This window comes from Bacteroidota bacterium (assembly GCA_016715945.1).
In the GTDB taxonomy this organism is placed as follows: Bacteria; Bacteroidota; Bacteroidia; order Bacteroidales; family F082; genus JALNZU01.
In genome coordinates this window covers 2,367,752-2,392,637 of the sequence record JADJXJ010000001.1, presented here as the reverse complement: position 1 = coordinate 2,392,637, position 24,886 = coordinate 2,367,752, and the positions used below count along the sequence as shown (strand labels likewise).

General features: G+C 53.2%; 17 protein-coding genes and 1 pseudogene. 14 read left to right on the top strand and 4 right to left on the bottom strand.

Annotated elements, in window-relative coordinates:
- Window positions 1–2: 2 nt before the first annotated feature.
- The 5 genes and pseudogenes from IPM52_09380 (at window position 3) to IPM52_09360 (ending at window position 8,117) form a co-directional block, all read left to right on the top strand.
- Entirely contained in the window at window positions 3–1,229 is a 1,227-nt protein-coding gene (locus tag IPM52_09380; protein MBK9291821.1) for a peptidoglycan DD-metalloendopeptidase family protein, read from the top strand.
- Between the two features lie 8 nt (window positions 1,230–1,237).
- Window positions 1,238–1,692, top strand: a pseudogene (locus IPM52_09375) (methylglyoxal synthase).
- 10 nt (window positions 1,693–1,702) lie between these two features.
- Window positions 1,703–4,021: a family 20 glycosylhydrolase gene (locus tag IPM52_09370; protein MBK9291820.1), complete on the top strand. Its 2,319-nt coding sequence runs from the start codon at window positions 1,703–1,705 to the stop codon at window positions 4,019–4,021.
- Between the two features lie 75 nt (window positions 4,022–4,096).
- Entirely contained in the window at window positions 4,097–7,054 is a 2,958-nt protein-coding gene (locus IPM52_09365; protein MBK9291819.1) for a GH92 family glycosyl hydrolase, read from the top strand.
- Between the two features lie 13 nt (window positions 7,055–7,067).
- Window positions 7,068–8,117 carry a LacI family DNA-binding transcriptional regulator gene (locus tag IPM52_09360; GenBank protein ID MBK9291818.1) on the top strand — a complete coding sequence of 350 codons (1,050 nt, stop codon included), beginning with the start codon at window positions 7,068–7,070 and terminating at the stop codon, window positions 8,115–8,117.
- A gap of 29 nt (window positions 8,118–8,146) precedes the next feature.
- Here the strand turns inward: IPM52_09360 and IPM52_09355 are convergent, their stop codons facing one another.
- Complete coding sequence (locus tag IPM52_09355; GenBank protein ID MBK9291817.1) at window positions 8,147–9,649, bottom strand: HAMP domain-containing histidine kinase; 1,503 nt, start codon at window positions 9,647–9,649, stop codon at window positions 8,147–8,149.
- Window positions 9,650–9,801: 152 nt separating this feature from the next.
- On the opposite strand from IPM52_09355, the gene IPM52_09350 reads away from it, so the two are divergent.
- A complete protein-coding gene (locus tag IPM52_09350; protein ID MBK9291816.1) occupies window positions 9,802–11,703 on the top strand; it encodes a S9 family peptidase in 1,902 nt (633 codons plus the stop codon).
- A gap of 79 nt (window positions 11,704–11,782) precedes the next feature.
- Here the strand turns inward: IPM52_09350 and IPM52_09345 are convergent, their stop codons facing one another.
- On the bottom strand, window positions 11,783–13,156 hold the full coding sequence (locus tag IPM52_09345) for a BamA/TamA family outer membrane protein (protein MBK9291815.1): 1,374 nt from the start codon (window positions 13,154–13,156) through the stop codon (window positions 11,783–11,785).
- Window positions 13,157–13,479: 323 nt separating this feature from the next.
- Here IPM52_09345 and IPM52_09340 point away from each other — a divergent pair, with 323 nt between their 5' ends.
- The 3 genes from IPM52_09340 (at window position 13,480) to IPM52_09330 (ending at window position 16,466) form a co-directional block, all read left to right on the top strand.
- On the top strand, window positions 13,480–15,027 hold the full coding sequence (locus IPM52_09340; protein MBK9291814.1) for a GH3 auxin-responsive promoter family protein: 1,548 nt from the start codon (window positions 13,480–13,482) through the stop codon (window positions 15,025–15,027).
- A gap of 24 nt (window positions 15,028–15,051) precedes the next feature.
- Window positions 15,052–15,696 (top strand): LysE family transporter, encoded by a 645-nt coding sequence (locus IPM52_09335; protein ID MBK9291813.1) that lies wholly within the window; start codon window positions 15,052–15,054, stop codon window positions 15,694–15,696.
- A gap of 209 nt (window positions 15,697–15,905) precedes the next feature.
- Window positions 15,906–16,466 carry a DUF308 domain-containing protein gene (locus tag IPM52_09330; GenBank protein ID MBK9291812.1) on the top strand — a complete coding sequence of 187 codons (561 nt, stop codon included), beginning with the start codon at window positions 15,906–15,908 and terminating at the stop codon, window positions 16,464–16,466.
- Here IPM52_09330 and recJ read toward each other — a convergent pair.
- Window positions 16,450–18,204, bottom strand: coding sequence for a single-stranded-DNA-specific exonuclease RecJ (gene recJ, locus IPM52_09325; GenBank protein ID MBK9291811.1), 1,755 nt, complete (start codon window positions 18,202–18,204; stop codon window positions 16,450–16,452). The two genes, IPM52_09330 and recJ, sit on opposite strands and share 17 nt — an antisense overlap.
- Before the next feature lie 153 nt (window positions 18,205–18,357).
- Window positions 18,358–19,611, bottom strand: a complete 1,254-nt coding sequence (locus IPM52_09320; GenBank protein MBK9291810.1) for an ABC transporter permease — start codon at window positions 19,609–19,611, stop codon at window positions 18,358–18,360.
- 174 nt (window positions 19,612–19,785) lie between these two features.
- On the opposite strand from IPM52_09320, the gene purH reads away from it, so the two are divergent.
- From purH to IPM52_09295, 5 genes are all read left to right on the top strand, one after another.
- Window positions 19,786–21,300, top strand: a complete 1,515-nt coding sequence (gene purH, locus IPM52_09315; GenBank protein ID MBK9291809.1) for a bifunctional phosphoribosylaminoimidazolecarboxamide formyltransferase/IMP cyclohydrolase — start codon at window positions 19,786–19,788, stop codon at window positions 21,298–21,300.
- Window positions 21,301–21,315: 15 nt separating this feature from the next.
- Window positions 21,316–22,338 (top strand): rod shape-determining protein, encoded by a 1,023-nt coding sequence (locus tag IPM52_09310; GenBank protein MBK9291808.1) that lies wholly within the window; start codon window positions 21,316–21,318, stop codon window positions 22,336–22,338.
- Window positions 22,339–22,365: 27 nt separating this feature from the next.
- Entirely contained in the window at window positions 22,366–23,184 is an 819-nt protein-coding gene (gene mreC, locus IPM52_09305; protein MBK9291807.1) for a rod shape-determining protein MreC, read from the top strand.
- Window positions 23,177–23,689: a rod shape-determining protein MreD gene (mreD, locus tag IPM52_09300; GenBank protein MBK9291806.1), complete on the top strand. Its 513-nt coding sequence runs from the start codon at window positions 23,177–23,179 to the stop codon at window positions 23,687–23,689. Before mreC ends, mreD begins: the two co-directional genes overlap by 8 nt.
- Window positions 23,690–23,770: 81 nt before the next feature.
- On the top strand, window positions 23,771–24,883 hold the full coding sequence (locus tag IPM52_09295; GenBank protein MBK9291805.1) for an AhpC/TSA family protein: 1,113 nt from the start codon (window positions 23,771–23,773) through the stop codon (window positions 24,881–24,883).
- Window positions 24,884–24,886 lie beyond the last annotated feature (3 nt).

Below are 24,886 nucleotides of genomic sequence, written 5' to 3'. Positions count from 1 at the left end.
GCATGATGCAGAAAGCTATCGGCTTTATGGTTTTGTTGTTGCTGCTGGCTGCAACCCACACGGTGGTGGCCCAGGGCGCCGACCGCAAGGCTGAACTGGAGGCCAGCAAAAAGAAAATTGAGGAAGAACTTGCCCTGGTTGGCCGCCTGCTCGAGGAAACAAGACAATCGAAAAACAGTACGCTCACCGAGCTCAACCTCCTTCAGCAACGCATCCGCCAGCGCGAAAACCTCATTGCCACCCTTCGCACACAGATTACCGGCCTTGAGGGCCAACTCAGGCAAACCCAGTCGGATCTTGAGAAACTTCAGAAAGAACTGCAAGGCCTGCAAAGCGAATATGCCGCCATGGTCACCTTTGCCTACCGGAACCGCAACGGCCTGAACAAACTCATGTTTTTGTTTTCGTCCGAGAGCTACAACCAGGCCTACAGGCGGATGAAATACCTGCAGCAATATGCTGCCATGCGAAAAATACAAATTGAACGCATCAGCGAGGCACAATACAGGCTCGAGGCACAAAAACAAAAACTGGCCGCCGAGCGCGACGAGAAAGCCAGGCTGCTCGACGACGAACGCCGCCAGCAGGCCCTGCTGAACAACGAAAAACGCAGCGTCGAGCTTAATGTGCAGAAAATCTCGCGTCAGGAACGCGAACTGCAACAGCAGGTGCGTCAAAAGCAGCAGGAAGCCCGCCAGCTTCAGCGCGAACTCGAACGCATCATTGCCGAAGAAATCAGACGCAACCGCGAAGCCACCGGCCGGCCTGCCTCGCCCGACCGCCTGATGAACCTCACCCCCGAAGAGCAAATCCTCTCGAACCAGTTTGCACAAAACCGCGGCCGACTGCCCTGGCCTGTGGAAAGAGGCGTCATCTCCTCCCGCTTCGGTGAGCAGCCTCACCCGGTGTTGCGCAAAGTGACCATCCGCAACAACGGCATCGACATTGCCACCACCCGAGGCGCCGAAGCCCGGGCCGTCTTCGAAGGCGTGGTGGTGAGCACAAACCGCATCACCGCCACCAACAATGCAGTTATCCTGCGCCACGGTGATTTTTTCACCGTTTACAGCAACCTCGAACAGGTGTACGTCAAGCGGGGCGACAAGGTAAACCACAAAGACATCCTCGGACTGATCCACACCGACAAAACCGAAGGCAAAACCGAACTGCACTTCGAAATCTGGCAAAACCGCACACAAATTGACCCTGCACCCTGGTTGGCTAAATAATTAATAACATGAAAATCAGAAATATAGCCTTGGTGGCCCACGACGCCAGAAAAAATGACCTGGTAGAATGGGTGGAACATAATCGCGAAAAACTCGAACCACATCGCATCTTTGCCACAGGGACCACCGGCAGCATGGTAGGCCGCATATTGCCAAATGTGACAGCCCTGAAGTCGGGGCCGCTCGGTGGCGACCAGCAACTGGGCGCCCTCATTGCCGAAGAAAAAATCGACTTCATGATCTTTTCTGGGATCCCATGACCAGCCAGCCCCACGATGTGGATGTGAAAGCGCTGCTCCGCATGACCGTGCTCTACAATGTGCCCACTGCCTGCAACCGGGCCACGGCCGACTACCTGATTACTTCCACACTCTACGAAGACGAAGATTACCAGCCTGTGCGTAAAGACTACAGCGCATATCTGAAGCGCTTTGTGTCAGGAGAAAATCATCAGGAACTTTAGTCAGAAGATTATGAAGATCATTCTACGAACGCTCAGGCAGCGCTTTGTGCAGCTCTGGCTGTTTTGTTTCCTCCCGCTTGCGCTCGGCGCCACACAGCCTCCGGTGATCCCTCTGCCTGCCAGCTACAGCCTTGGCGAGGGCTGTTTTGGATTGCAAAAGCCCATAGGTGTTTTGGGTCCGGATTCGGACAAAGGCGCACTCACTCAAATGGTTGTCAATCTGTTTGCTGAATCAGGCTACCATGCTTTTGCTACCGATGGCCGGATTCTGGGCGGACAAACCCTGAGGCTCAGTTACCTGACCGAGTTTGATTCGCTGATCGGTAACGAGGGCTACCACCTCCATATCGGCTCCTCCGAAATACGTATTTTGGCCAACAGCAATGCAGGCTTGCAATATGCAATCAATACCCTCGGGCAATTGCTCAGGGCAGCAGCAAACGATTGCCTGTCAGCATGGAGCATCACCGATTATCCCAGGTTTTCTTACCGCGGCATGCACCTCGATGTGTCGCGGCACTTTATGCCGGTAGCGTTTATATTCCGTTATCTCGACCTGCTGGCAATGCACCGCATGAACACTTTTCACTGGCATCTGGTGGACGATCAGGGCTGGAGGTTGCAGATCGACCGCTATCCCTTGCTGACCGAAGTTGGCGCCTGGCGCGAAGACCGCAGCCACGAACACTGGAACCATCGCCCGCTCAGCAGTCCGGAAGCTCCGAAAACCTACGGAGGCTTTTACACCAAAGACGAAGTGCGGCAGGTGGTGGCCTATGCCCAAGCACGAAATATCACAGTGATACCAGAGATAGAAATGCCTGCCCATGTGATGTCGGCCCTGGCGGCCTATCCCGGCTTGTCGTGTACCGGAAAAAATCTTGGTGTGCCCCCCGGAGGTGTCTGGCCCATCACCCATATCTATTGCGCGGGCAAGGAGGAAACGTTCGAATTTCTGGAAAATGTCCTGCTCGAAGTGATGGAGTTGTTTCCCTCGCCCCTGATTCACATTGGAGGCGACGAAGCCGACAAAACAGAATGGAAAAGCTGTGAGCTTTGCCAGGCACGCATGGCCGCTGAAAACCTGCCCGATGTGCATGCGCTGCAGAGCTATTTTATCCGGCGCATCGGCGCTTTTCTGGCATCGCATGGCCGCAGGCTGATGGGGTGGGACGAGATTCTGGAAGGCGGACTGGCCGAAAATGCCATTGTGATGTCGTGGCGGGGCGAAGAAGGAGGTATTCAGGCAGCACGAATGCAACATCATGTGGTGATGACACCTGGTTCGCACTGCTATTTCGATCACTACCAGGGCGACCCTTCGACCGAACCTCTGGCTATCGGCGGATTTACTCCACTCGACAAAGTGTATGCCTACGAGCCTGAACCGGCCGAACTGACACCGGAGGAAAAAACGTATATAATTGGTGCACAGGCAAATGTGTGGACGGAATATATGCCCGTGCCTGCACATGTGGAATATATGGTGCTGCCGCGCATGGCCGCCCTGTCCGAAGTGCTGTGGTCGCCGGCACAGAGCCGCAACTGGGAAAGCTTTGTCAGGCGTCTGCCACATCTCATCCGCAATTATGAAGCCCACGGGTACAACTATGCGCGCTCGGCCTGGAAAGTGCAGGCAACTGAGGAAGTGCTTCCCGAAGCCCGTCAGATCAAAGTCAGCCTGACCACCCTGTTGCCGGTGGACAGCATTGTCTTTCGGACCGAAGGGAAAGGCTCTGGCAATAGCCCGCAGGTTTACCGCAATCCGCTAATGATCGGCCAAAGCACAAAGTTGCAGGCCTATGCAGTGGTGAATGGCACTTCCACGCCTGTTGTTGAGCGCAACTACCACATTCATAAGGCATTCGGGCTGCAGGTGGAGCAGCAGCCCACCCCCTCGAAACGCTATCCCGGCACGGCATACAGCCTGACCGACGGCATCGAAGGTTCGCGATGGTTTGCCGACGGACGTTGGAGCGGCATACTCGACGACCATTGGCAGGCAAGCCTGAGCTTTGGGAAAGCTACCAGGGTAAAACAGATCGGACTGACTGCCCTTCACGACCCGGCTTCATGGATTTTTTTGCCCGACAGCCTGGTGGTTTACGTGAGCAAAAACGGCAGAACCTTCCGTCCGGCCGGTCACCTGAAATCTGTCCCCAGCACCAACACAAACGAGGTCAGCACACATCGTTTTGTACTATATCCGGCACCTGGTCGCTACAAAGCCATACGCATCGGCGCCTTCCGTACGGCCGACATTCCGGCAACCCATCCCGGACATGGGGAAAAAGTATGGATGTTTTTCAGCGAGATCACAGCCGATTGATTGGTTAAAACGATTTAGGTCGTTATCTTTGCCTTGAAAGCAGCCGGGCCATCGGCTGGTAAACTTACCTGAACCATGAAACAAAACGTTCTTTCCACACCCGGGCAGTTTTTTATTGCCCTGTTTCTGCCACTGGCTTTCTTTCTGGGTCTTTCGGGCTGCCGTTCGGCGAAAAGCCCGGTCGATTATATTGATCCTTTCATTGGCACGGATGCTCACGGACACACCTATCCAGGTGCTACGGTGCCTTTTGGCATGGTGCAGCTGAGCCCGCAAACGCGCCTCGACGGCTGGGACGGCTGCTCGGGCTACCATTACACCGATTCGATTGTGTATGGTTTTTCCCATACTGCCCTGAGCGGCACGGGTGTGAGCGATTACGGCGATATTTTGCTCATGCCCATGACCGGAGGCCCGTCATGGAGCAACAAGGAATATGCTTCGCCTTTCAGCAAGAAAAACGAGCAGGCTTCGGCGGGCTATTATGCCGTGAAGCTCGACAAATACGACATCCTGGCAGAACTGACGGCTACCACCCGAACAGGGGTGCACCGGTACACCTTTCCGGCGGCAGCCCAGGCAGGTCTGCTGCTCGACCTGCAACACCGCGACCGGGTGCTGGAGTCGTACATCGAGTTTGTGAGCGACACAGAGCTCCGGGGCATGCGGCGAAGCACCAACTGGGCAAAGGATATGGTGTGGTATTTTCACCTGAAAAGCTCCAAACCTTTCAGTCAGATGCTCATTGCCGTGAACGACACGGCGCAGCCTGAACTGCATTCAGCCTCCGGAACCAACCTCAAGGCATGGCTGGGTTTCGCAACAGCTGATAATGAAAAGGTTGAAATCAAAGTGGCGCTTTCGGCCGTTGACCTCGACGGGGCTACCAGCAACCTGCGCGCCGAGTCGGACACCATGTCGTTCGAAACTGCCCGGAGCCAGGCACGCGAACAGTGGCGAAGGGTGGTGGAACGTTTCAAAACCGCAGGCGGCAGCCCCGACCAGCTCAAGGCCTTTTACACTGCTGTGTATCATGCTTATCTTCAGCCCAATACGTACATGGATGCCGACAGACGTTACCGGGCCATGGACCTGCAGATATACCGGGCCGATGATTTCGACAACCATACGGTTTTTTCGCTCTGGGACACTTACAGGGCCTGGCATCCGCTGATGACCATTATGGAGCCTGAGCGCACCAACCACTTTATCCGTACCATGCTCAATATGTACGACAAAGGAGGCCTGCTGCCCATTTGGGAGCTGTCGGCCAACGAAACGTATTGCATGATAGGCAACCACAGCATTCCCGTCATCGTCGATGCCTGGATGAAAGGCATCAGGGGATACGACGGAAGCAAAGCGCTGGAGGCTATGCTGCACAGCAGCACGCGCGAGCATTTCGGCCTCGACGACTATCAGCGCTTTGGTTATCTGCCGGGCGAAAAAGAGCATGAATCGGTGAGCAAAACCCTGGAATATGCCTACAACGACTGGTGCGTTTCCGTGATGGCAGCCGACCTCGGGCGCGAGGATGTGGTGCGCGAGTATGCCCGCCGCTCGCAGGCCTGGAAACACCTGTTCGACCCTCAGACCGGTTTCATGCGACCCCGCGTCAACGGCGCCTGGCTCGAGCCTTTTAACCCAGCAGTGGTCGACTGGCACTTCACCGAGGCCAACTCCTGGCAATACAGCTTTTATGTCCCCCACGATGTGGCAGGCCTGGCTGCAGCACATGGAAGCTACGAAGCCCTGGCCCGGAAACTCGACGACATGTTCAGCAACCAGGAAGGTGTTGGCGGACGCGATATGAAAGACATCACCGGACTCATCGGCCAGTATGCGCATGGCAACGAACCCAGCCACCATATGGCTTACCTCTACAACTTTGCCGGCCAGGCCTGGAAAACCCAGGAAAAAGTACGCTACATCATGGATCATTTCTACACTGCGCGCCCCGATGGCCTCATTGGCAACGAAGATTGCGGTCAGATGTCGGCCTGGCTCATTTTCAGTGCCATGGGCTTCTATCCGGTGACCCCGGGCAGCAACCAATATGTCATTGGCACACCCTGGTTTCCGGAGCTTGAGCTCGACCTTGGTGCTGGGAAAACCTTCAGGGTGGTGGCCAAAGGCGCTTCGGCGCAAAAGCCATACATCCGTCAGGCCTGGCTCAACGGACGTCCTCTGCTGCGCAGCTGGCTATGGCACGAAGAGGTGGCCGCGGGCGGTGTGCTCGAGTTCGAAATGGACAGCAAACCCAACAAAGACTGGGCCACAGCCCCTGAGCACCGCCCTGTGACCTCAGTTTCACAACCTCAGCTCCTGGCAGCGCCGTGGTTCGAAAACACACCTTCCAGGTTTCCCGACCAAACACTGGTGAGTATACAGGGTGCACCCGAAGGCGCAAGCATCTTTTATACCCTCGACGGAAGCTTGCCCACATCCAACAGCCCGGCTTATACCGAACCTTTTGTACTCACCCAATCGGTACTTGTAACTGCAGTGGCATGGCGGCAGGGCATTGGCTATAGTGCGCCTGCGCAAAGGCAATTCATCAAGGTGAACCACATGCATCAGATCAGCCTGAGCTATCCCCCGCATCCCAATTATGAAGGTGGCGGGGCCGAGATACTCATCGATGGCCTCAAAGGTGCTGCCAACTGGAGGCTGGGAGGCTGGCAGGGTTTTCAGGGCACCGACTTCGAAGCTGTGATCGACCTCGGCAAACGCCAGTACATCCGCAAACTGTCGGCCAGCTTTGTGCAGGATACCCGCTCGTGGATACTGATGCCAAAGAGGGTGATTTTCGAGGTTTCCGACGATGGTGTCAATTACCGCCGGGTTATCGAAGCCACACACAAGATTCCCGACGATGAATATGAGATGACCTATGCCGAACTGGGCGGCCGCGCCAATGTGAGCGGCAGGTTTGTCAAGGTTCGGGCTATCAACTACGGCAAACTGCCCGAATGGCACCTGGGTGCCGGTGGCGATGCCTTTATCTTTATTGATGAAATAAAAATCGACTGACACAGCCAACCCTATGAAAAAGAAAATCACACTCACTGAGGTGGCTGCCAGCCTGGGCATCTCAAAAACCGTCGTTTCGCTGGTGGTGAACGGCAAAGCCGAAAAACACGGCATCAGCCGCGAGACCCGCCGCAGGGTGGAGGAAAAAATCAAGGAATTCAACTACACCCCCAACCAGCTTGCCCGGGGATTTCGCACCGGTCGCACACACACCATCGGACTGATCGTTTCCGACATCTCCAACCTGTTCTATGCGCATCTGGCCAGGCATATCGAAGACCTGGCCTGGTCGCAGGGTTTTACCCTTATTACCTGCAGTACCGATGAAAATGAGGAAAAGGAGTTGCGGCAAATGGAGCTCCTGCTCGACCGCAAGGTTGACGGACTGATCATTTCGTCCACTTTGCACGATACCAGCAGGTTCGACCGTATGCTGGAGCAGCGCAAAGCCCATGTGCTCATCGACAGGGTATTTGCCGGGATGCAATCGGCTGCCGTGTCGGTGGACAACTTCGGTGGTGGCACTTTGGCTGCACAGCATCTGCTGGAGCAGGGCGCTGAACGACCGGTGGTATTTTCCCTGGAACCCGAACACATCTCCTCGCTCCGGCAAAGGGCCGAGGGTTTTCTGGCCGGCATGGGGCAAAAGCAGGGCGCCACGCCGGTCGGGATATTTCTGGCACCATTCGATAAGCTCGAACAAGCTGTGGAGGAAAAGATTCAGGAATACCACCGGCAACAAAACATGCCCGATGCCATTTTTGCCCTCAACAACAATATTGCCACCTATTGCCTGAAACACCTGCAAAGGCTGAATTACCGGCTTCCCGAACAGGTGATGCTCGTCGGCTTCGACGATGCCCCCTGGTTTTCGTTCGAAAGTTCTTCGCTCACCGTGATTGCACAGCCCGTGGCACAAATTGCACAGCGTGCTTTCGATTTGCTGATGCAACAAATTCCTGACGGCAACTTACCTATGCCTGTTCACGAGGTGCTGCCCGTTGAGCTCGTTGTCAGGCACTCCACCTCCCGAAAACAGATGGTTGGGCAATCAGTCAGTTAACTATCTGATTAAAAGCCGTTAGGAAAGTACTATTTCCGAAGGATAATGCGGAATGTGGTGCCTTTGTGAAGGGTGGACGATTTGACGAAAATCTTCCCTTTGTGGTAACTTACAATGATGCGCCTGGCCAGCGAAAGCCCGAGTCCCCAGCCCCGCTTTTTGCTGGTATATCCCGGCTGAAAAATGCTCTTGAACGCCGATTTGGGGATGCCTTTCCCAGTGTCGCTCACATCAATCAGCACCCTGTCGGGCTCATCAATCACATCAATACTGATGGTTCCCTGTCCGTCCATGGCGTCAATGGCATTCTTGCAAAGGTTCTCAATAACCCACTGAATCAGGATTTCGTTCAGGGGTAAAACCAGCGGATAGCCGGGCAGGTTAAGCTTGTAGGCGATTTTTTTTGATGTGCGAACCTGAAGATAGCTGATGGTTTCCTCTATGGTTTGTATCAGGTTGGTGGGTTGGAGCACGGCATCAGAGCCGATTTTCGAAAAACGCTCGGTGATGATCTCGAGCCTGTGGATGTCTTTCTCCATTTCGGCCGTGCCCTCAAAATCTTCGTGTTGCATGCGAAGCAGTTCGAGCCAGGCCATGAGCGACGAGAGCGGTGTGCCAATCTGGTGTGCCGTTTCCTTGGCCATGCCGGCCCACACCTGATTTTGTTCGGCTTTGCGGGCGTACGAAAACAACAGGTAGGCAATGAGTAAAAACAGCGCAATGATAAGTATCTGAAGCAGCGGAAAATACTGCATCTTGAGCAGCAGGGGCGAACTTCGGTAGAATATGTAGGTCTTGCCGTGGTCGAGAAAACTGATTTCGATGGGGTTGTTCTCGGCTTTCATGGCTGATATCTGGCTTGCCCAGAAAGCCGAATCTGCCATGCGGGGCACTTCGAGGTTGCCATGCTGAAGGATATTTTTCTGGGTGCTGTCGGTGATAATCACCGGGACACTCGACGAGTTTGAGGCCACATCAATCAGAAACGAGCTCACCAGATCATCAAGTACTCTTTTCAACTCACTGAATATCAACGACTCCTTGTAAAAAAGATAGTCTGTCCGGTCGGGTGGGATGCGGATGGGGATGGGTTCGTACACCGAAAAGGCTTCGGCCAGTTTGCCCTCGATGCGATTGAAGGCCTGAAACTCGCTTTCGAGGTTTTTCGACAGCATGATGTTGCTGTCGGCATCGGCCACAATCACAGGGATGCTTGTGTTTTGGCTGATGATTTCCAGATAAAAGTTCAGGTCTTCGCTCGTTGAGCCGTCGAGCAGCCTGCGGTAGGCTTTGGCGAGCAGTTCCACCCGGCTCTTTTCCTGCACCCTGAGTTCGCTGAAAAATTGTTCTGTATAGCGCATCAGGCTTGCCCTGCGCTCCACCGCATCGGCCCATAGCCTCACCTGCTGGCGTTCCTGGTTGGCAAACTGATTGACCAGATTGTTTGTGTAATACACCGATCCGCCAATGATGAACAAGGCCACCAGGGCCAACACAATCTTCCAGCGCTTTTTGCGGGTGTAAAGGTTCAAGCCTTACCTGTTTTAGCGGTTAAACGTCGTTTGCCTGCGTAAAAGTATGCATTCTGCTGCTATTGCAACCTTTGTTGTTTTGACGGGTCTTTAGCAAAAAGCCTAATTTTGGCAATTCTTATCCACAGGAGTTATCAATCAAAACCAATTCCATGAAACTTCGTTATTTAACCTTCACCGGCCTGTTGCTGGTGGCAAATTTTTTCAGCGTTATGGCACAAGCACCCCAATCGGGACGTCCGCCCCTGATTCCGCTCGAGGATTTTTTCCGCAATCCTGAGCGCACCTCATTCAACATCAGCCCCGACGGAAAATACATTTCGTTTCTGGCACCCTACGAAAGCCGCATGAACATCCATGTACAAGCCGTGGGGAGCGACAAGGTAACCCGCCTGACCAAGGAAACCGACCGCGACATTGCCGGATACTACTGGGCAAACAACAAACGGCTGCTTTACCTGAAAGACAATGGCGGCGACGAAAACTTTGCCCTCTACGGTGTTGACCTCAACGGAAAAAACCTGCGTTGCCTCACCTGTTTCGAGAATGTGCGCACCCAGATCATCGACGACCTTGAAGACCAGCCCGACTTTGTGATTGTGGGCCTCAACAAGCGCAACCCCATGGTGTTCGATCCCTACCGGCTCAACATAGTAACCGGCGAGATGACCATGCTGGCCGAAAACCCCGGCAACATCCAAGGATGGATGACCGACCACGACGGCAAACTCAGGGTGGCCACAGCCATTGTGGACGGGGTAAACACCCAGCTGCTCTACCGCAACAGCGAAGAAGAGGAATTCCGGCCGGTCATCACAACAAGCTTCAAAGAGTCGGTCAGCCCGGCCTTTTTCACTTTCGACAACAAGCAGTTGTATGCCATTTCGAACCTCGGACGCGACAAAAGCGCTGCTGTGATCTTCGATCCCGAAACAGCAAGCGAAACCCTGTTGCTTTACCAAAACGACACCTTCGACCTGAGCGGCCTCAGCTACTCGCGCAAACGCAAGGTGATCACCGCAGCCAGCTATACATCCTGGAAACGCGAAAGGCACTTCTTCGACGAGCAAAGCCGCAATTTATACCAGCGCCTTGAAACGCTGCTGCCGGGCTATGAGATTTCGCTCTCTGCCAGCGATAAAAACGAAACTGTTTTTATCGTCCGCACCTACAGCGACCGCTCCCTCGGCGCTTATTACATCTACGACAGCAAAAAGGATAAGCTGACCAAAATTCAGGACGTGAGCCCCTGGCTCAACGAAGACCACATGGCCGAAATCAAACCGGTGAGCTATCGTGCGCGCGACGGATTTATCATTCACGGCTACCTCACCCTTCCAAAAGGCGTTGAACCCAAAAATCTTCCGGTCGTCATCAATCCGCATGGTGGCCCCTGGGCACGCGACAACTGGGGGTTCAATCCTGAAGTGCAGTTTTTGGCCAACCGGGGCTATGCCGTGCTGCAAATGAACTTCCGTGGCTCAACGGGTTATGGCCGTTCATTCCTCGAAGCCGGCTTCCGCCAGTGGGGTCTGAGTATGCAAACCGATATCACCGATGGGGTGTACTGGCTTATCCTTCAGGGTATTGCCGACCCGAAACGCGTGGCCATCTATGGCGCCAGCTACGGCGGCTATGCCACACTGCAGGGCCTGGTGGCCGACCCTCTGCTCTACGCAGCCGGTGTGGATTATGTGGGGGTGTCGAATTTGTTCACCTTCATGAACACCATCCCGCCTTACTGGAAACCCCTGCTCGATATGATGTACGAAATGGTGGGGCATCCCGAAAAAGACAAAGCACAGTTTGAAGCCACCTCCCCCGCACTGAATGCCGACCGCATTCTTGCACCCCTGTTTGTGGCCCAGGGTGCCAAAGACCCCAGGGTAAATATTGCCGAATCGGATCAGATTGTGGAGGCACTGCGCAAACGTGGGGTGGACGTGGAATATATGGTCAAAGAAAACGAAGGTCACGGATTCCGCAACGAAGAAAACCGCTTCGACTTCTACAGGGCGATGGAACGATTCCTCGACAAACACCTGAAAAACTAACCACTTCAGGTCCTGATCAAGTGCAAAAAAAACAGGCCGTTCCACCGGGAACGGCCTGTTTTTCATTATGAAATAATCTCTAAAACAGGTAATTAAGCCCAATATAAAGCCCGGCTTTTCCATCACGTTTGTCAAAAGCGCGGCCATAGTCAACAGCAACAATGAAATTCTCGTTGAGCACAAAGCGCAGCCCGGCTCCGGCAGTGGTGTGCAGCCCTTCGTCGTCGTTGCTGAAAAACTCTGATTTGTTGTAGGTCTTGCCTCCGATCACAAAAGTATCAGGCACTCCGCTCTTGTCGAGGTCCATTTTCTGAACCACCCTTCCGGCATCGGCAAAGGCATTGAGCCCAAGATAAAAGTTCTGATTGAGCACCCTGGTCCGGAATACTTTCCAGCGAAACTCAGCATTGGCAAATGCCATGCCATCGCCAACCACCCGGTTGCGAACCACACCGCGCAACGATTTGGAACCACCCAGTCCGTCGATGTTCGAGCTGTTGTTGAACGAATTGATCACATAAGGCTGCATGTAGAAGGGGGCCTTACCCAGGATAGTACCCTGATAGTTAACATGATACACAAACGATAACTTGTCTTCAACCAGGGTGAAATATTGGCGGTGGGTAGCCGAAATTTTGGTAAAGCCAAAGTCGCCATTGCCCAGAAATTCCGGAGCGACAAAGAGCACCACCTCCGACCAGATGCCTTTCATGGGGTTGGGTTCGAAGTCGCGGGTGTCGTACACCAGGCCAATTTTGATGTGGTTGCCCCAGCCACCGTCTTTTTCATTTGCCTTTATCACACCCCATTCCACGTATTTCTGATACAGTCCGGGCACGTTGGGCAGCATGTCGGCCGAATCCCTCCCTTTGTTGAGCCTTGCAATGTCCACTGGTCCAATGTTGTGTTTAAGCAAACCGGCACCTGCCACCCAGCGGAATTTACTGTCGCCCAGCTTGCCCTGAAAGTCGGCTGTGGCTTTGAAGGTATTGCGTTCGTGGCGGTAAAACATGCGCGTGATGTAGCCGGCCTCGTCGGTGGATTGCCATTCGGGATTGAAAACAGCTTCGTAGCCATTGAATCCGAAAAAATCGAGGGCCTTATCAGTGAGATAACTGATGTCCACTGTGGTCCTGATGTTTGGAATCAGGTGTTCCGAATCGATGAAAAACCTGTTGATGCCACTGCCTTTGGTATAGCGCGATACTTCGGCATAAAGCGAATGCATGTATTTCGGATATGAGCTTCCGTCGCCAAAATTGAAAAGGTTGACCAGCGCCCCGTACTGAAATCCAAGGTCGGTATTGTACGAAACTGCAGGCAGCGCCCCAAAGGTCCAGCCGGTTTTTACCTTTTCGTTTTTTTGCTGATCGGCTCCGTCTCCTTCCTGTGCCGATACCGGAAACACCGCGAGCATTAGCGCCACCGTGACTGCGAGCAGTTTGGTTTTCATGTTGTTGGTTTTTTGATTTGCGCAAATATAAGCCGATATGTAGTTTTTACAAATTGGAGATGAATCCCTAAAAAATCCTTGTGCGGATGCCATAACTAAAAAGCGCTGTGTAATTATACTCCTTATGCTTTTCCGCATCCGGTTTCGTGCATCACAATCGTTTGCGGTTTCATGCATTTTCATGCATCCGGGCATAGTCTTTTTTCTAACTACCTAAATTGTTTAGTGTTGTTTGCTTGTCATTTACGGGGAGGGATCGGGGCATTTCAGCCCTTGCACCTTGTTTTTCATATTTTTGCGCAGTCAAATCAAAACCAGATGACATGCCTATCCTTGGTGCTTTGATCAAAAAGGCTTATGAGCTGCGGCACATGCCTGTAGAGATGAGAATCAGCCGGCTCAAACCAGTTGATGCCCAGCAGAAAGAGCTGCGCAAATTGCTTCGTAAAGCCCAGTTTACGGCTTTTGGGGAGCATTATGGCTTCGAAAATATTCTGGAAAGCCGCGATATGGCCAATACTTTCCGCAATGCCGTGCCGGTGTTCGACTACAACAGCATGTACAAGCAGTGGTGGTACCGTGCGCTCAATGGCGAGGCTTATGTGAGCTGGCCCGGAAAGGTGAAGTATTTTGCCCTGAGTTCGGGTACTTCCGAAGCCTCGAGCAAACACATCCCCATCACACAGGATATGCTCAACAGCATCAAAAAGGCCAGCATCAGGCAGTTGGTTTCGTCGGCCAAGTATAATTTTCCGACACACTTCTACGAGAAAGGGATGCTGATGATTGGCGGAAGCACCCATCTGCAGTACAATGGCACCTATTTTGCCGGCGACCTGTCGGGCATCACAGCGGCCAACATCCCTTTCTGGTTCGAGCACTTTTATAAACCCGGCCGTCGCATCTCGCGCACTACCGACTGGGCCACCAAGCTGGCCGAAATGGTGCGCAAAGCCCCAAGCTGGGACATAGGTGTCATTGTCGGTGTACCTGCCTGGGTACAGATTTTGCTCGAACGCATCATCGAAGCCTACAAACTCAATACCATCCACGACATCTGGCCCAACCTGACTGTGTATGTCCACAGCGGGGTTTCGTTTGCTCCTTATGAGAAAAGCTTCGAAAAACTCTTTGGAAAACCGGTGATCTATTCCGAGAGTTATCTGGCCTCGGAAGGCTATATTGCCTACCAGACCCGCCTCGATCGTCGGATTATGCAGCTGATTGTGGATAATGGCATCTACTTCGAGTTTATACCTTTCAACGAAAAGAATTTCGACGACGAGGGCAACCTGAAAGAAAATCCGGAAACGCTGCATCTTGGTGAGGTTCAGGACGATGTGGAATATGCCCTGTTGCTCTCGACCAATGCCGGCGCCTGGCGCTACCTCATCGGCGATACCATCAAATTCACCGATGCCCGTAATTGCGAGCTGGTCATTACCGGTCGCACCAAGCAATTTCTCAGCCTTGCAGGCGAACACTTGTCGGTCGAAAATATGACCCGGGCCATCGAAATGCTTCAGGACGAATTCAATATCGTGGTTAAGGAGTTCACTGTCACAGGCTTCCGGCATGGTTCCATGTTTGCCCACCGCTGGTATCTGGGCACCGACAACAGCATCGATCCCAGGCTGGCTGCCCGCAAGATTGACGAATACCTGTGCAAGCTCAACGACGACTACATGGTGGAGCGCACCGAAGCCATTACCGATGTGTTTTGCGAAGTCTTGCCCTCGCAGGTGTTCTACGACTACCTCCGCAAACAGGGCAAAGAGGGCAGTGCCGTGAAGTTTCCCAGGGTGCTCAAGGGTCAGCGCCACGACCACTGGGCTGATTTTCTGCGCGAAAAAGGTTATGCCATACCTTAAACCGCTTATGCGCACATCCGCATTATGACAGCAATCATCGGCGAGGGCATTCTGCTCGGACTCACTTTGGCCACCTTCTTTGGGCTGGGGCCGGCATTCTTTGCCCTGGTACAAACAAGCATCCACCGTGGCCTGCTGCCTGCTGCCATACTTGCCTTCGGTATCTTTCTGTGCGATGTGCTGATGGTATTTCTATGCCTGGTGGGTGCTGTGCAAATCATCACCGAGCCCAGCAATCAGCTGTGGTTTGGACTGGCCAGTGGCATGATCCTCATCATCTTCGGCCTGGTCACCTACAGCCGCAAACCCGTGCAACCTGTCGGCGACAATGACCTGCTGCCGGCCCAGTCGCGGCAGCCACGCCTGCTTACCTATTTTGCCAAAGGTTTTGTGATGAACATCATCAATCCATTTGTCTGGATTTTCTGGATTGGCGTGGTGGTGGGGATCTCGGCACGCTATGGAGGACACGAAAAAGAACTGCGCTGGTTTTTTTCGGGCACTTTACTCACTGTGCTGATCACCGACCTGCTTAAAGCATACGGAGCCTACAACATCAAACGCCTGCTCACGCCATCCAAGATCCATATGCTGAACCGCATTGCCGGCGTTGGTCTGGTGGGTTTTGGCCTTTTTGTAATCGGGCGGGTCCTTTTCGATTACATCTGAACCTCCGGCTTCAGACTGGTCTTACTCAACCTTCGTGGCGTGTGCCTGCACCCGGCGTGGTGCGATTGCCTCGCAATTAAGCCTAAAATGCATTCACCCACAAATCAGTCAATTGCAAAGGCAACGCAATGCTAATTAGCAAAAGTTTGTTGCAGCCCAAGGCAAATAATTCATAGCTTTGTCCATATTGGTAACAAAAAAGCAATGTCATGTTTATACTCGTCCGGAACTGGTGGATTTATCTTTTGAACGGCCTCATTGCGCTGCTTTATGGGTTTATGGCCTTGTTTTTATCGGCAGCCACAGCCGAAGCCATTGCCTGGTATGCGGGCTTGGCCATATTGCTTTTTGGTTTGGTGGTGCTTGTGGTCACCATCAATCGCCTACGCAGCGGAATGCCATGGGGTTTGCTCATGCTGCAGGCCGTAGTGTATATGGCAGCCGGGGCCACTATCATGGTTTACACGCGCGAAACTTTAAGCCTTTTTGTGGCTGTGATAGGCATCCTTGCCCTGCTTGCCGGCGTGTTTCAGCTGGTGGTGCTGGTCAATCTGGGCAACCGCTTCGAGGGCAAAAACCTTGGCCTGACCAATGCCCTGCTCACCCTGCTGTTTGGACTGCTTTTGCTGCTGAATCCCTTTGCTTTTGCGCAGGCGGTTGTTATTCTGAGCGGAATCGTTTCGCTCTTTGCCGGGGTGTTGTTGTTGTGGTTTGGCTGGCAGCTCCGGAAAATAGCCCGGGAGGATTTGCCCGTCAATCCGGAAATTTAATGTCCTTCACATTGAGCTGAAGGTACGATTTGCCCATCCATTCATTCTCTTCGATGTGGTAACAGATGCTGAATGGCCTTCCGGTGCGGATCAGCTCATAATGCTGGCCTTGCTGAAACGCTATGGCCTGAAAAGCTTCGGACTGGGTTGAGGGCTGAAAAAGCTCGAGCTTGATATGGTTTTTTCCTACAATGCGCGAACGGCCGGTATCCACCACCCCGTCGGTGCGGAAGACGGGCGACATATTGCCCGGCCCGAATGGTGCAAATTGTTTCAGTATGCGCACAAACTTCGGCGTGATGTCGTTGAGGTTCAATACAATATCAATTTCTATTTCAGGCACGAGCATATGATCTTCAATCACGCTGCTCACATAGGCATTGAAGCGTTCGCGGAATAGTTCCAGGTTTTCGGGCCTGAGCGAAAGGCCTGCGGCATATTTATGTCCGCCAAAGTGCTCGAGCAGATCCGAACAATGGTCGATGGCATCATACACATCGAAGTGTTTGATGGAGCGGGCCGAACCTGTGATCAGGTTGTTCGAGCGGGTGAGGATGATGGTAGGCCGGTAATAGGTGTCGGTAAGTCGCGAAGCTACAATACCAATCACCCCTTTATGCCAGTTTTCGTTGAAAAGAACGGTGGTTTTTGAGGTTTGTAGCCCGGGGTTTTCCTCAATCATCTGCAGGGCTTCCTCGGTGATCTGGTTGTCGAGGCTGCGTCGTTCGTTGTTCAGGTCGTTGATGGCCGAGGCGAGTTTTTCGGCATGGCTCATTTTGTCGGCAAGCAACAGACGCACCGAATCGCTGGCTCTTTCTATCCTTCCTGCGGCGTTGATTCGTGGACCGATGAGAAAAACCAGATCGCTGATGGTAAGTTCGCGGTTGAAATACAGGCCGTTGGCACCATTTTCTTCCTCGCGTTTGTTCACCTGGGCAAAACGCAACACGGCTTCGATGCCGGGCCTTGGGCGTGTGTTGAGCAGCTTCAGGCCATAGTGGGCAAGCACACGGTTTTCGCCGGTGATGGGAACAATGTCAGCGGCAATACTGATAGCCACCAGGTCGAGCAGACCGGTGATGCTGTCGAAGGTTTCGCCCAGCTCGGCCGAAAGGGCCGACAACAGCTTGAAACCCACCCCGCAACCGCTGAGCTCTTTGAAAGGATAGGAACAGTCGGGCCGTTTGGTATCGAGCACGGCCACGGCTTCGGGCAACTCGTCGCCCGGCCTGTGGTGATCGCAGATAATAAAATCCACCTGCTTCTCGTTGGCATATCTGATCTTCTCAACAGCCTTGATCCCACAGTCGAGCGCCACCACCAGATTGAACCCCTTTTCAGCGGCATAATCAATCCCTTTGTACGAAATGCCGTAGCCCTCCTCGTAACGGTCGGGGATATAAAATGCGATGCGTTTTTTGAAGAACTTCTTCAGGTAAGTGTACATCATGGCCACCGAGGTGGTGCCGTCCACATCGTAGTCGCCATAAATGAGGACCTTTTCGTTGTTTTGAATGGCCTGCCTGATGCGCGCTACGGCCTTGTCCATATCTTTCATCAGATAGGGATCGTGCAGCTGGTCGAAATCTGGCCGGAAGAAATACCTGGCCTCTTCGAACGAGCTGATATCGCGTTGCGCCAGCAGATTGGCAATGTTCGTATCGACGGACAATACCTCGGCAAGCCTTCTTACGACCTCACTATCACCTTGTTGCTTCAGTACCCATCGGAAATCCATGCCTAATGCTTATGAATGTGTAAAGATAGGGAGAAACAGCCCATCTGCAACACCATTTTTTGCCTAGGCATCCGTCGTGGAAACGATCGCCTGGATGAAGGCAAATGAAAAAGTCAGCGGACGATCTCCGGTGCAAATAACGCCGGTTGAAGCTTAAAAGTTCGACCGCATGGCTTCCACGGGATCGAGCCTGGAAGCAGACCAGGCCGGTAAAAACCCGGAAATCAGGCCGATAAATCCCGACACAAACAATCCCAGCAGGATGTTTTGCAACGACAGGGTGAGGGTAAAACTGGTTGTCAGGGTAACAACCAGCGCCAGCAAAAACACGATGGCAAGTCCGACGATGCCCCCCATCACGGCCAGGAAAACGGCCTCGAGCAGAAACTGCACCAGAATGAAGTAGTTTTTTGCACCAAGGGCTTTCTGGATGCCAATCTGACTGGTGCGTTCCTTCACCGAAACAAACATGATGTTGGCAATGCCAAAACCGCCCACCAGCAGCGAGAACCCGCCTATGATCCATCCAACCACGGCAATCACGCCAAAAAGCTGGTCGAACGACTTGTTGATCAAGTCCATTTCGTTGATGGCAAAATTGTCTTCGGCAGCGGGTTTGAGCTTACGCACCGAGCGCATCAGTCCGGTGAGCTCGTCTTTCAGCTCGGCATTGCTCACACCGGGCTTGGCTTTGACAAGGATGTTAGTACCACGGTCGCGTATATCCATCACGTTGCGTGCGAAGTTCACCGGGATGATGGCCGATTTGTCGTTGGAGTTGCCAAAGAGGTTTTCGCCTTGTTTTTTCAGCAGGCCGATCACTTCCATGCGTCTGCCGAACACTTTCACCTGTTGGCCGATGGGGTCGGTATTGGGGAAAATGGCCTCGCGCACTTCGGCCCCTATGATGATGACGTTGCGGCCGCTCTGCGATTCGAGCGGGGTAAAATAGCGTCCGGCCTCCAGGTCGAACGGCATCACTTCGGCATAATCGTGCGAAACGGCATTGATGGTCACCCCTTCAACTGTGGCCGTGCCGCTGCTTATGCTCCGGCTTGTACCCACCATGAAAGCAAAAGCTTTGGCCGCATTCGAACGCCGCTCCAGCTCAGCCATCTCCTGCAAACTCGGCTCGGGCCGCTGCCAGTATTTCCACCACGGATAGTCGCTTCCACCAGCCATCCAGGGCCACTTCTGAATGAACAACACATTCTCGCCCAGCGAGTTGATCTCGGTGCGTATGGTTTTCTCCAAACTGTCGAACACCGAAAACACCGCGATAATCGAAAAAATACCTATGGTGATTCCGAGCAGCGAAAGCACGGTGCGCACCTTGTTGACCATGAGCGCAACCACTGCAAACCGCAGGCTCTCGTTGAGCAGACGCAGAAGGGGAAACCGGTTCATCAGCATCGGGATTAGGGCGTAAAGTTAACCATAAGTTGGCTTGAGCCGGGTTAATCTTCCCGGCCCGCTCTAAACACAAATAAATCGCGGCCTGTTCAGAGCAACATGGCTTTTATTTTCAGAAATTTGCTGCGGTTTTACCTGTTTGAGCCCCGCTAACCTAACTGCTTCATTATGAATAGAAAAATCCAAAGGGCACTCATCTCTGTTTACCACAAACAGGGCCTTGAGTCCCTCCTGCGAAAGCTTCATAAGTTTGGCGTGGAGCTTTATTCCACAGGTGGCACCTACGAGTATATCCTGAGCCTGGGTCTTCCGGCCAGCACTGTGGAGTCGCTCACAGGCTTTCCGGCCATCCTGGGCGGAAGGGTCAAAACCCTGCATCCGGCAGTCTTTGGGGGCATCCTCGGCAGGTCCGGTCATCCTGCCGATCAGCAGGAGCTCCGCACCCATGGCATACCTGTTTTCGATCTGGTAGTGGTTGACCTCTATCCTTTTGAAAAAACAATTGCCGAAACCACCGACGAACAGACCCTCATCGAAAAGATTGACATAGGCGGCATTTCGCTCATTCGGGCAGCTGCAAAAAATTTCCACGACGTGCTCGTTGTGCCTGCCGCTGAATACTATGCGGAGCTCGAGATGCTGCTCGATCAGTCGGAAGGTTCAACCACCTATGACCAAAGGCGGCGTTTTGCTGCCTATGCATTTGGCGTTAGCTCCCGCTACGATTCAGCTATTTACGGCTGGGTTGCCGGCGGACAGCATGGGCTGCGACTGGCCATAGAGGGCACCGAACCGCTGCGCTATGGCGAAAACCCGCATCAGCAGGGTGCCTTTTACGGCAAACTCAATGAGGTGTTTGAGCAGCTTTCGGGCAAAGCACTGTCGTACAACAACATCCTCGACCTTGATGCCGGCCTTGGCCTCATTGCCGAATTCCAAGAGCCTGCCTTTGCAATTCTCAAACACAATAATGCCTGCGGGCTGGCCTGCCGCCACACCATGGCAGAGGCTTACAAGGCTGCCCTGGCAGGCGATCCGCTTTCGGCTTTCGGCGGCGTGCTGGTGGCCAACAGGCCCATAGATGCCGAAACTGCTGCTGCCATGCATGAGCTGTTTTTCGAGGTGGTTGCCGCTCCCCATTACGTCGAAAGCGCGCTTAACCTACTGAGGCAAAAGAAAAATCGGATAATTTTGCGGACAAAGGCTGCAGTTTTTCCCCAAAAGCTGTTCAGATCGGCATTGAACGGCATACTTGCCCAGGACCGCGATTTGCATCGCGCCTCGCAGCAAGGCTGGAATGTCGTAACCCTGAAAGCTCCGGACGAAAAACAGGTAGCCGACCTGTTGTTTGCTGCAAAAGCCGTGAAGCATGCGCGCTCCAATGCCATTGTGCTGGCCCGCAACGGCCAGCTCCTCGGACAGGGGGCCGGACACACCTCACGCGTGGATGCAGTGCGTCACGCAATAACCAAAGCCCTCGAAAACGGGTTCGACCTCAAAGGAGCAGTCATGGCCTCTGATGCCTTCTTCCCCTTTGCCGATTCGGTCGAAATGGCAGCATCGCACGGCATCAGTGCAGTAATCCAACCGGGAGGCTCAGTGCGCGACCAGGAATCGGTGGAAGCCTGCAACCGACTGGGCATCAGCATGGTATTTACCGGGCTGAGGCATTTTAAACATTGATGAAAATTTTGAAACATGGGACTATTCTCCTTCCTTAACAAAGAAATTGCCATCGACCTTGGCACTGCCAACACCATCATCATCTACAACGACAAGGTGGTGGTCGACGAGCCTTCGATTGTTGCCATCGAGCGCTCCACAGGCAAGATCATAGCCGTGGGCAAAAAGGCTATGATGATGCATGGCAAAACCCACGAAAACATCAAGACTATCCGGCCACTGCGCGACGGCGTGATTGCCGACTTTCAGGCTGCCGAACATATGATGCGCGAGATGATCAAGATGATCGGCATCAAAAACAGGTTTTTCCCTCCGGCGCTTAAAATGGTTATCTGTATCCCCAGCGGCATCACCGAGGTGGAAGAACGTGCGGTGAAAGACTCGGCCGAACAGGCTGGTGCCAAGGAAGTGCGGCTCATTCACGAGCCTATGGCAGCAGCCATCGGCATTGGCATCGACGTGCTCGAGCCCACCGGAAACATGATTATCGACATTGGCGGAGGTACCAGCGAAATTGCCGTTATCGCCCTGGGCGGTATTGTCAACAACAAGTCCATCCGCATCGCAGGCGACGACTTCAATGCCGACATTGAGGAATACATGCGCAAACAGCACAACATCAACATTGGCGAACGTACGGCCGAGCGCATCAAGATCGAGGTAGGATCGGCTTTGCCACACCTCGACAATCCGCCGGACGATTTCCCCGTGCACGGGCGCGACATGCTCACGGGCATTCCGAAAGAAATCAAGGTCAACTACAGCGAAATAGCCCACTGCCTCGACAAAAGCATCTCCAAGATCGAAGCAGCGGTGCTCAACGCCCTCGAGATGACCCCCCCCGAGCTTTCGGCCGATATCTTCCGCACAGGCATCTATCTGGCCGGCGGAGGTTCGCTTTTGCGCGGTCTCGACAAACGCATCTCACAAAAAACCAAGCTGCCCGTGCACGTGGCCGAAGACCCCCTGCGGGCCGTTGCCCGCGGAACGGGCATCGCCCTCAAAAACTTCGATAAGTTCCCCTTCCTGATTAAATAGTCTCATCAAGCATCATCTGCCCGGCTCATGTACAACATCCTCCGCTTTTTGCAGCGACACAACTTTTTTCTGTTGTTTGTGCTGCTCGAAGTGGTTTCGCTGATCATGCTCACCCGCAGCCATAGTTTTCAAAAGGCAGCCATAAACACTGCAAGCAGCGGCCTGGCCGGAAAAGTGTACGAGCTGCGCGCAAACATTGCCAGCTACCTTGCCCTGCGCGATGCCAACACCAAACTGCTCGAGCAAAACGCCCGGCTGATGTCCGAAATAGCATTGCTCCGCAGCACAGTGCCCTTGCCCGAACTTAAGGATACCTTAAAGGTGTTTGAATTTATTCCGGCACGCGTTGTGAACAACACCGTGCACCTCCGCAACAACATCTTTGTAATCGATAAAGGGCGAAAACACGGAGTGCGCAAAGATATGGGGGTAATAGCACCCGAAGGCGCCGCCGGAATTGTGATCGCCGTGTCGGAAAACTATGCCAGCGTGATGTCGTTGTTGCATAAGTTTGGATCGATCAGTGTGCGTTTCAAAAACAACGACCAGCTGGCCATTTTGCAGTGGAATGGCGGAAACTACCGCTTTGGCGACGTGGTGGACATCCCCACACATATCGAAATGAAGCCCGGCGATACCCTGCTCACCAGCGGTTTCAGCCTGGTGTTTCCCCCGGATGTCATGGTAGGAACCATCCACGAGGTAACCCAATCGCCCACCGGAGGTCTCAATACTGCCCGCATTGCCTACGCTGTCGATTTCAACAAACTGCGCAATGTGTATGTGATAAAAAACAACCATGCCAACGAGTTTGATGTGCTGAGCAAAACGAAAACACATGAATGAGTTGCTTAAACATCTGTTCAGGTTTGCCGGCCTTATCCTCCTGCAGGTGTGGGTGCTCAACAGCGTTCAGATCGGCCATTATGCCAATCCGTTTGTGTATGTATTGTTCATCATGATGCTTCCGGCCGGCTTGCCGGGATGGGCACTGCTGTTGCTTGGATTTTTCACGGGCACTGTGGTGGATTTGTTTATGTCCACCTCCGGACTGCACGCGGCTGCAACAGTATTTGCGGCTTTCGTGCGTCCGGGACTCATCAGCATGGCTGCCGGCGTCACCGAACCCGAGCCCGATCTCGAACCTTCGGTGGAGAGTCTGGGATTGAGGTCATGGACAAGCTACGTGTTTGCCATGCTTCTGAGCCATCACACTGCACTTTTCCTGCTCGAATCCTTCAGTTTTGCTGGCCTGGCACATACCATACTGCGAATCATTCTGAGCCTGCTCTTTTCGGGCTTCGTGATACTCATGATCAGCCTTTTTTTTGCAAGGATGTCCAAACCTTGATTCCGGTCAAACAAAACACACTTGCTTTTTCGGCCTTTTCTTTACTTTTGCCTCCATCAGCAACTATTAAAGCCTGAATAAATGAAAATCAGATTGTTTCTTATTGTCCTTGCCGGACTCACCGCGTTTGCCTGCAGTCCGGGCAAAAAAAACAAACCCCAGCGTTTTGATGTCATTGTGAACATCAGCAATTTCGATGACGGACTGGTTCGCCTTCAGCGCAGGTCCGACGACCAGTGGGTAACGCTCGACTCGGCGCGTGTGTCGGAAGGAGGCGTGCTGAAATTTAAGGGCGAACTTGTGGCACCCGAGATGTTTTATCTCAACCTTGATGGCATCAGGGGTCGTGTGCCGTTCTTCGCAGAGCCTTCGGAAATAAGTATTGTGCTGGATGCCAACGATATACGTGAGGCAAAGATTACCGGATCGGCCACACATGAACGCTATCTGGCGTTCAACGAGGAGTACGACAATTTCAACGAAGAACTGTTTCAGCATTACCAGACCTACCTTGCTGCTAAGCAAACGGATGACACCGCAGCAGCCTCAGCCGCCGACGAAAAATACACGGAAACCGAAAAGGCACAACGCAAATTCATGGTGGACTACATCCGAAAAAACAATGCCGATATTGTTTCGCACTTTATCCTTTATCAGAATGCCTACCAGTTTGAACTCGATGAGCTCGAGAGCCTCGTAATCAATTTTGAACACGAGCCCGGATCGGTTTACCTTGATGCGTTGAGAGACCGTGTGCTGGTGCTCAAAAGTGTGGCAGTGGGCATGCCGTTCAAGGACTTCAGCCAGTATGATCCCAACGACAGCCTGATTGCACTCTCCTCGGTGGCCGGCAAAGGCCTGCTGCTGATCGATTTCTGGGCTTCGTGGTGTGGCCCCTGCCGGGAGGAAAATCCCAACATTGTGGCTATCTGGAAAGATTATCATGCAAAGGGTTTTGATGTGTTTGGTGTTTCGCTCGATACCGACAAGCAAAAATGGATAGAAGCCATCGAGAAAGATCAGCTCACCTGGACGCATGTTTCCGACCTCAAAGGCTGGGCCAACGAAGCGGGCAGGCTCTATGGCGTTCAGGCCATTCCGCACAGCGTGCTGCTCGACGCCAATGGCATCATTGTTGCCAAAAACCTTCGGGGCGACGAGCTGCGGAAAAAAGTGGAAGAGCTATTGAAATAAGCC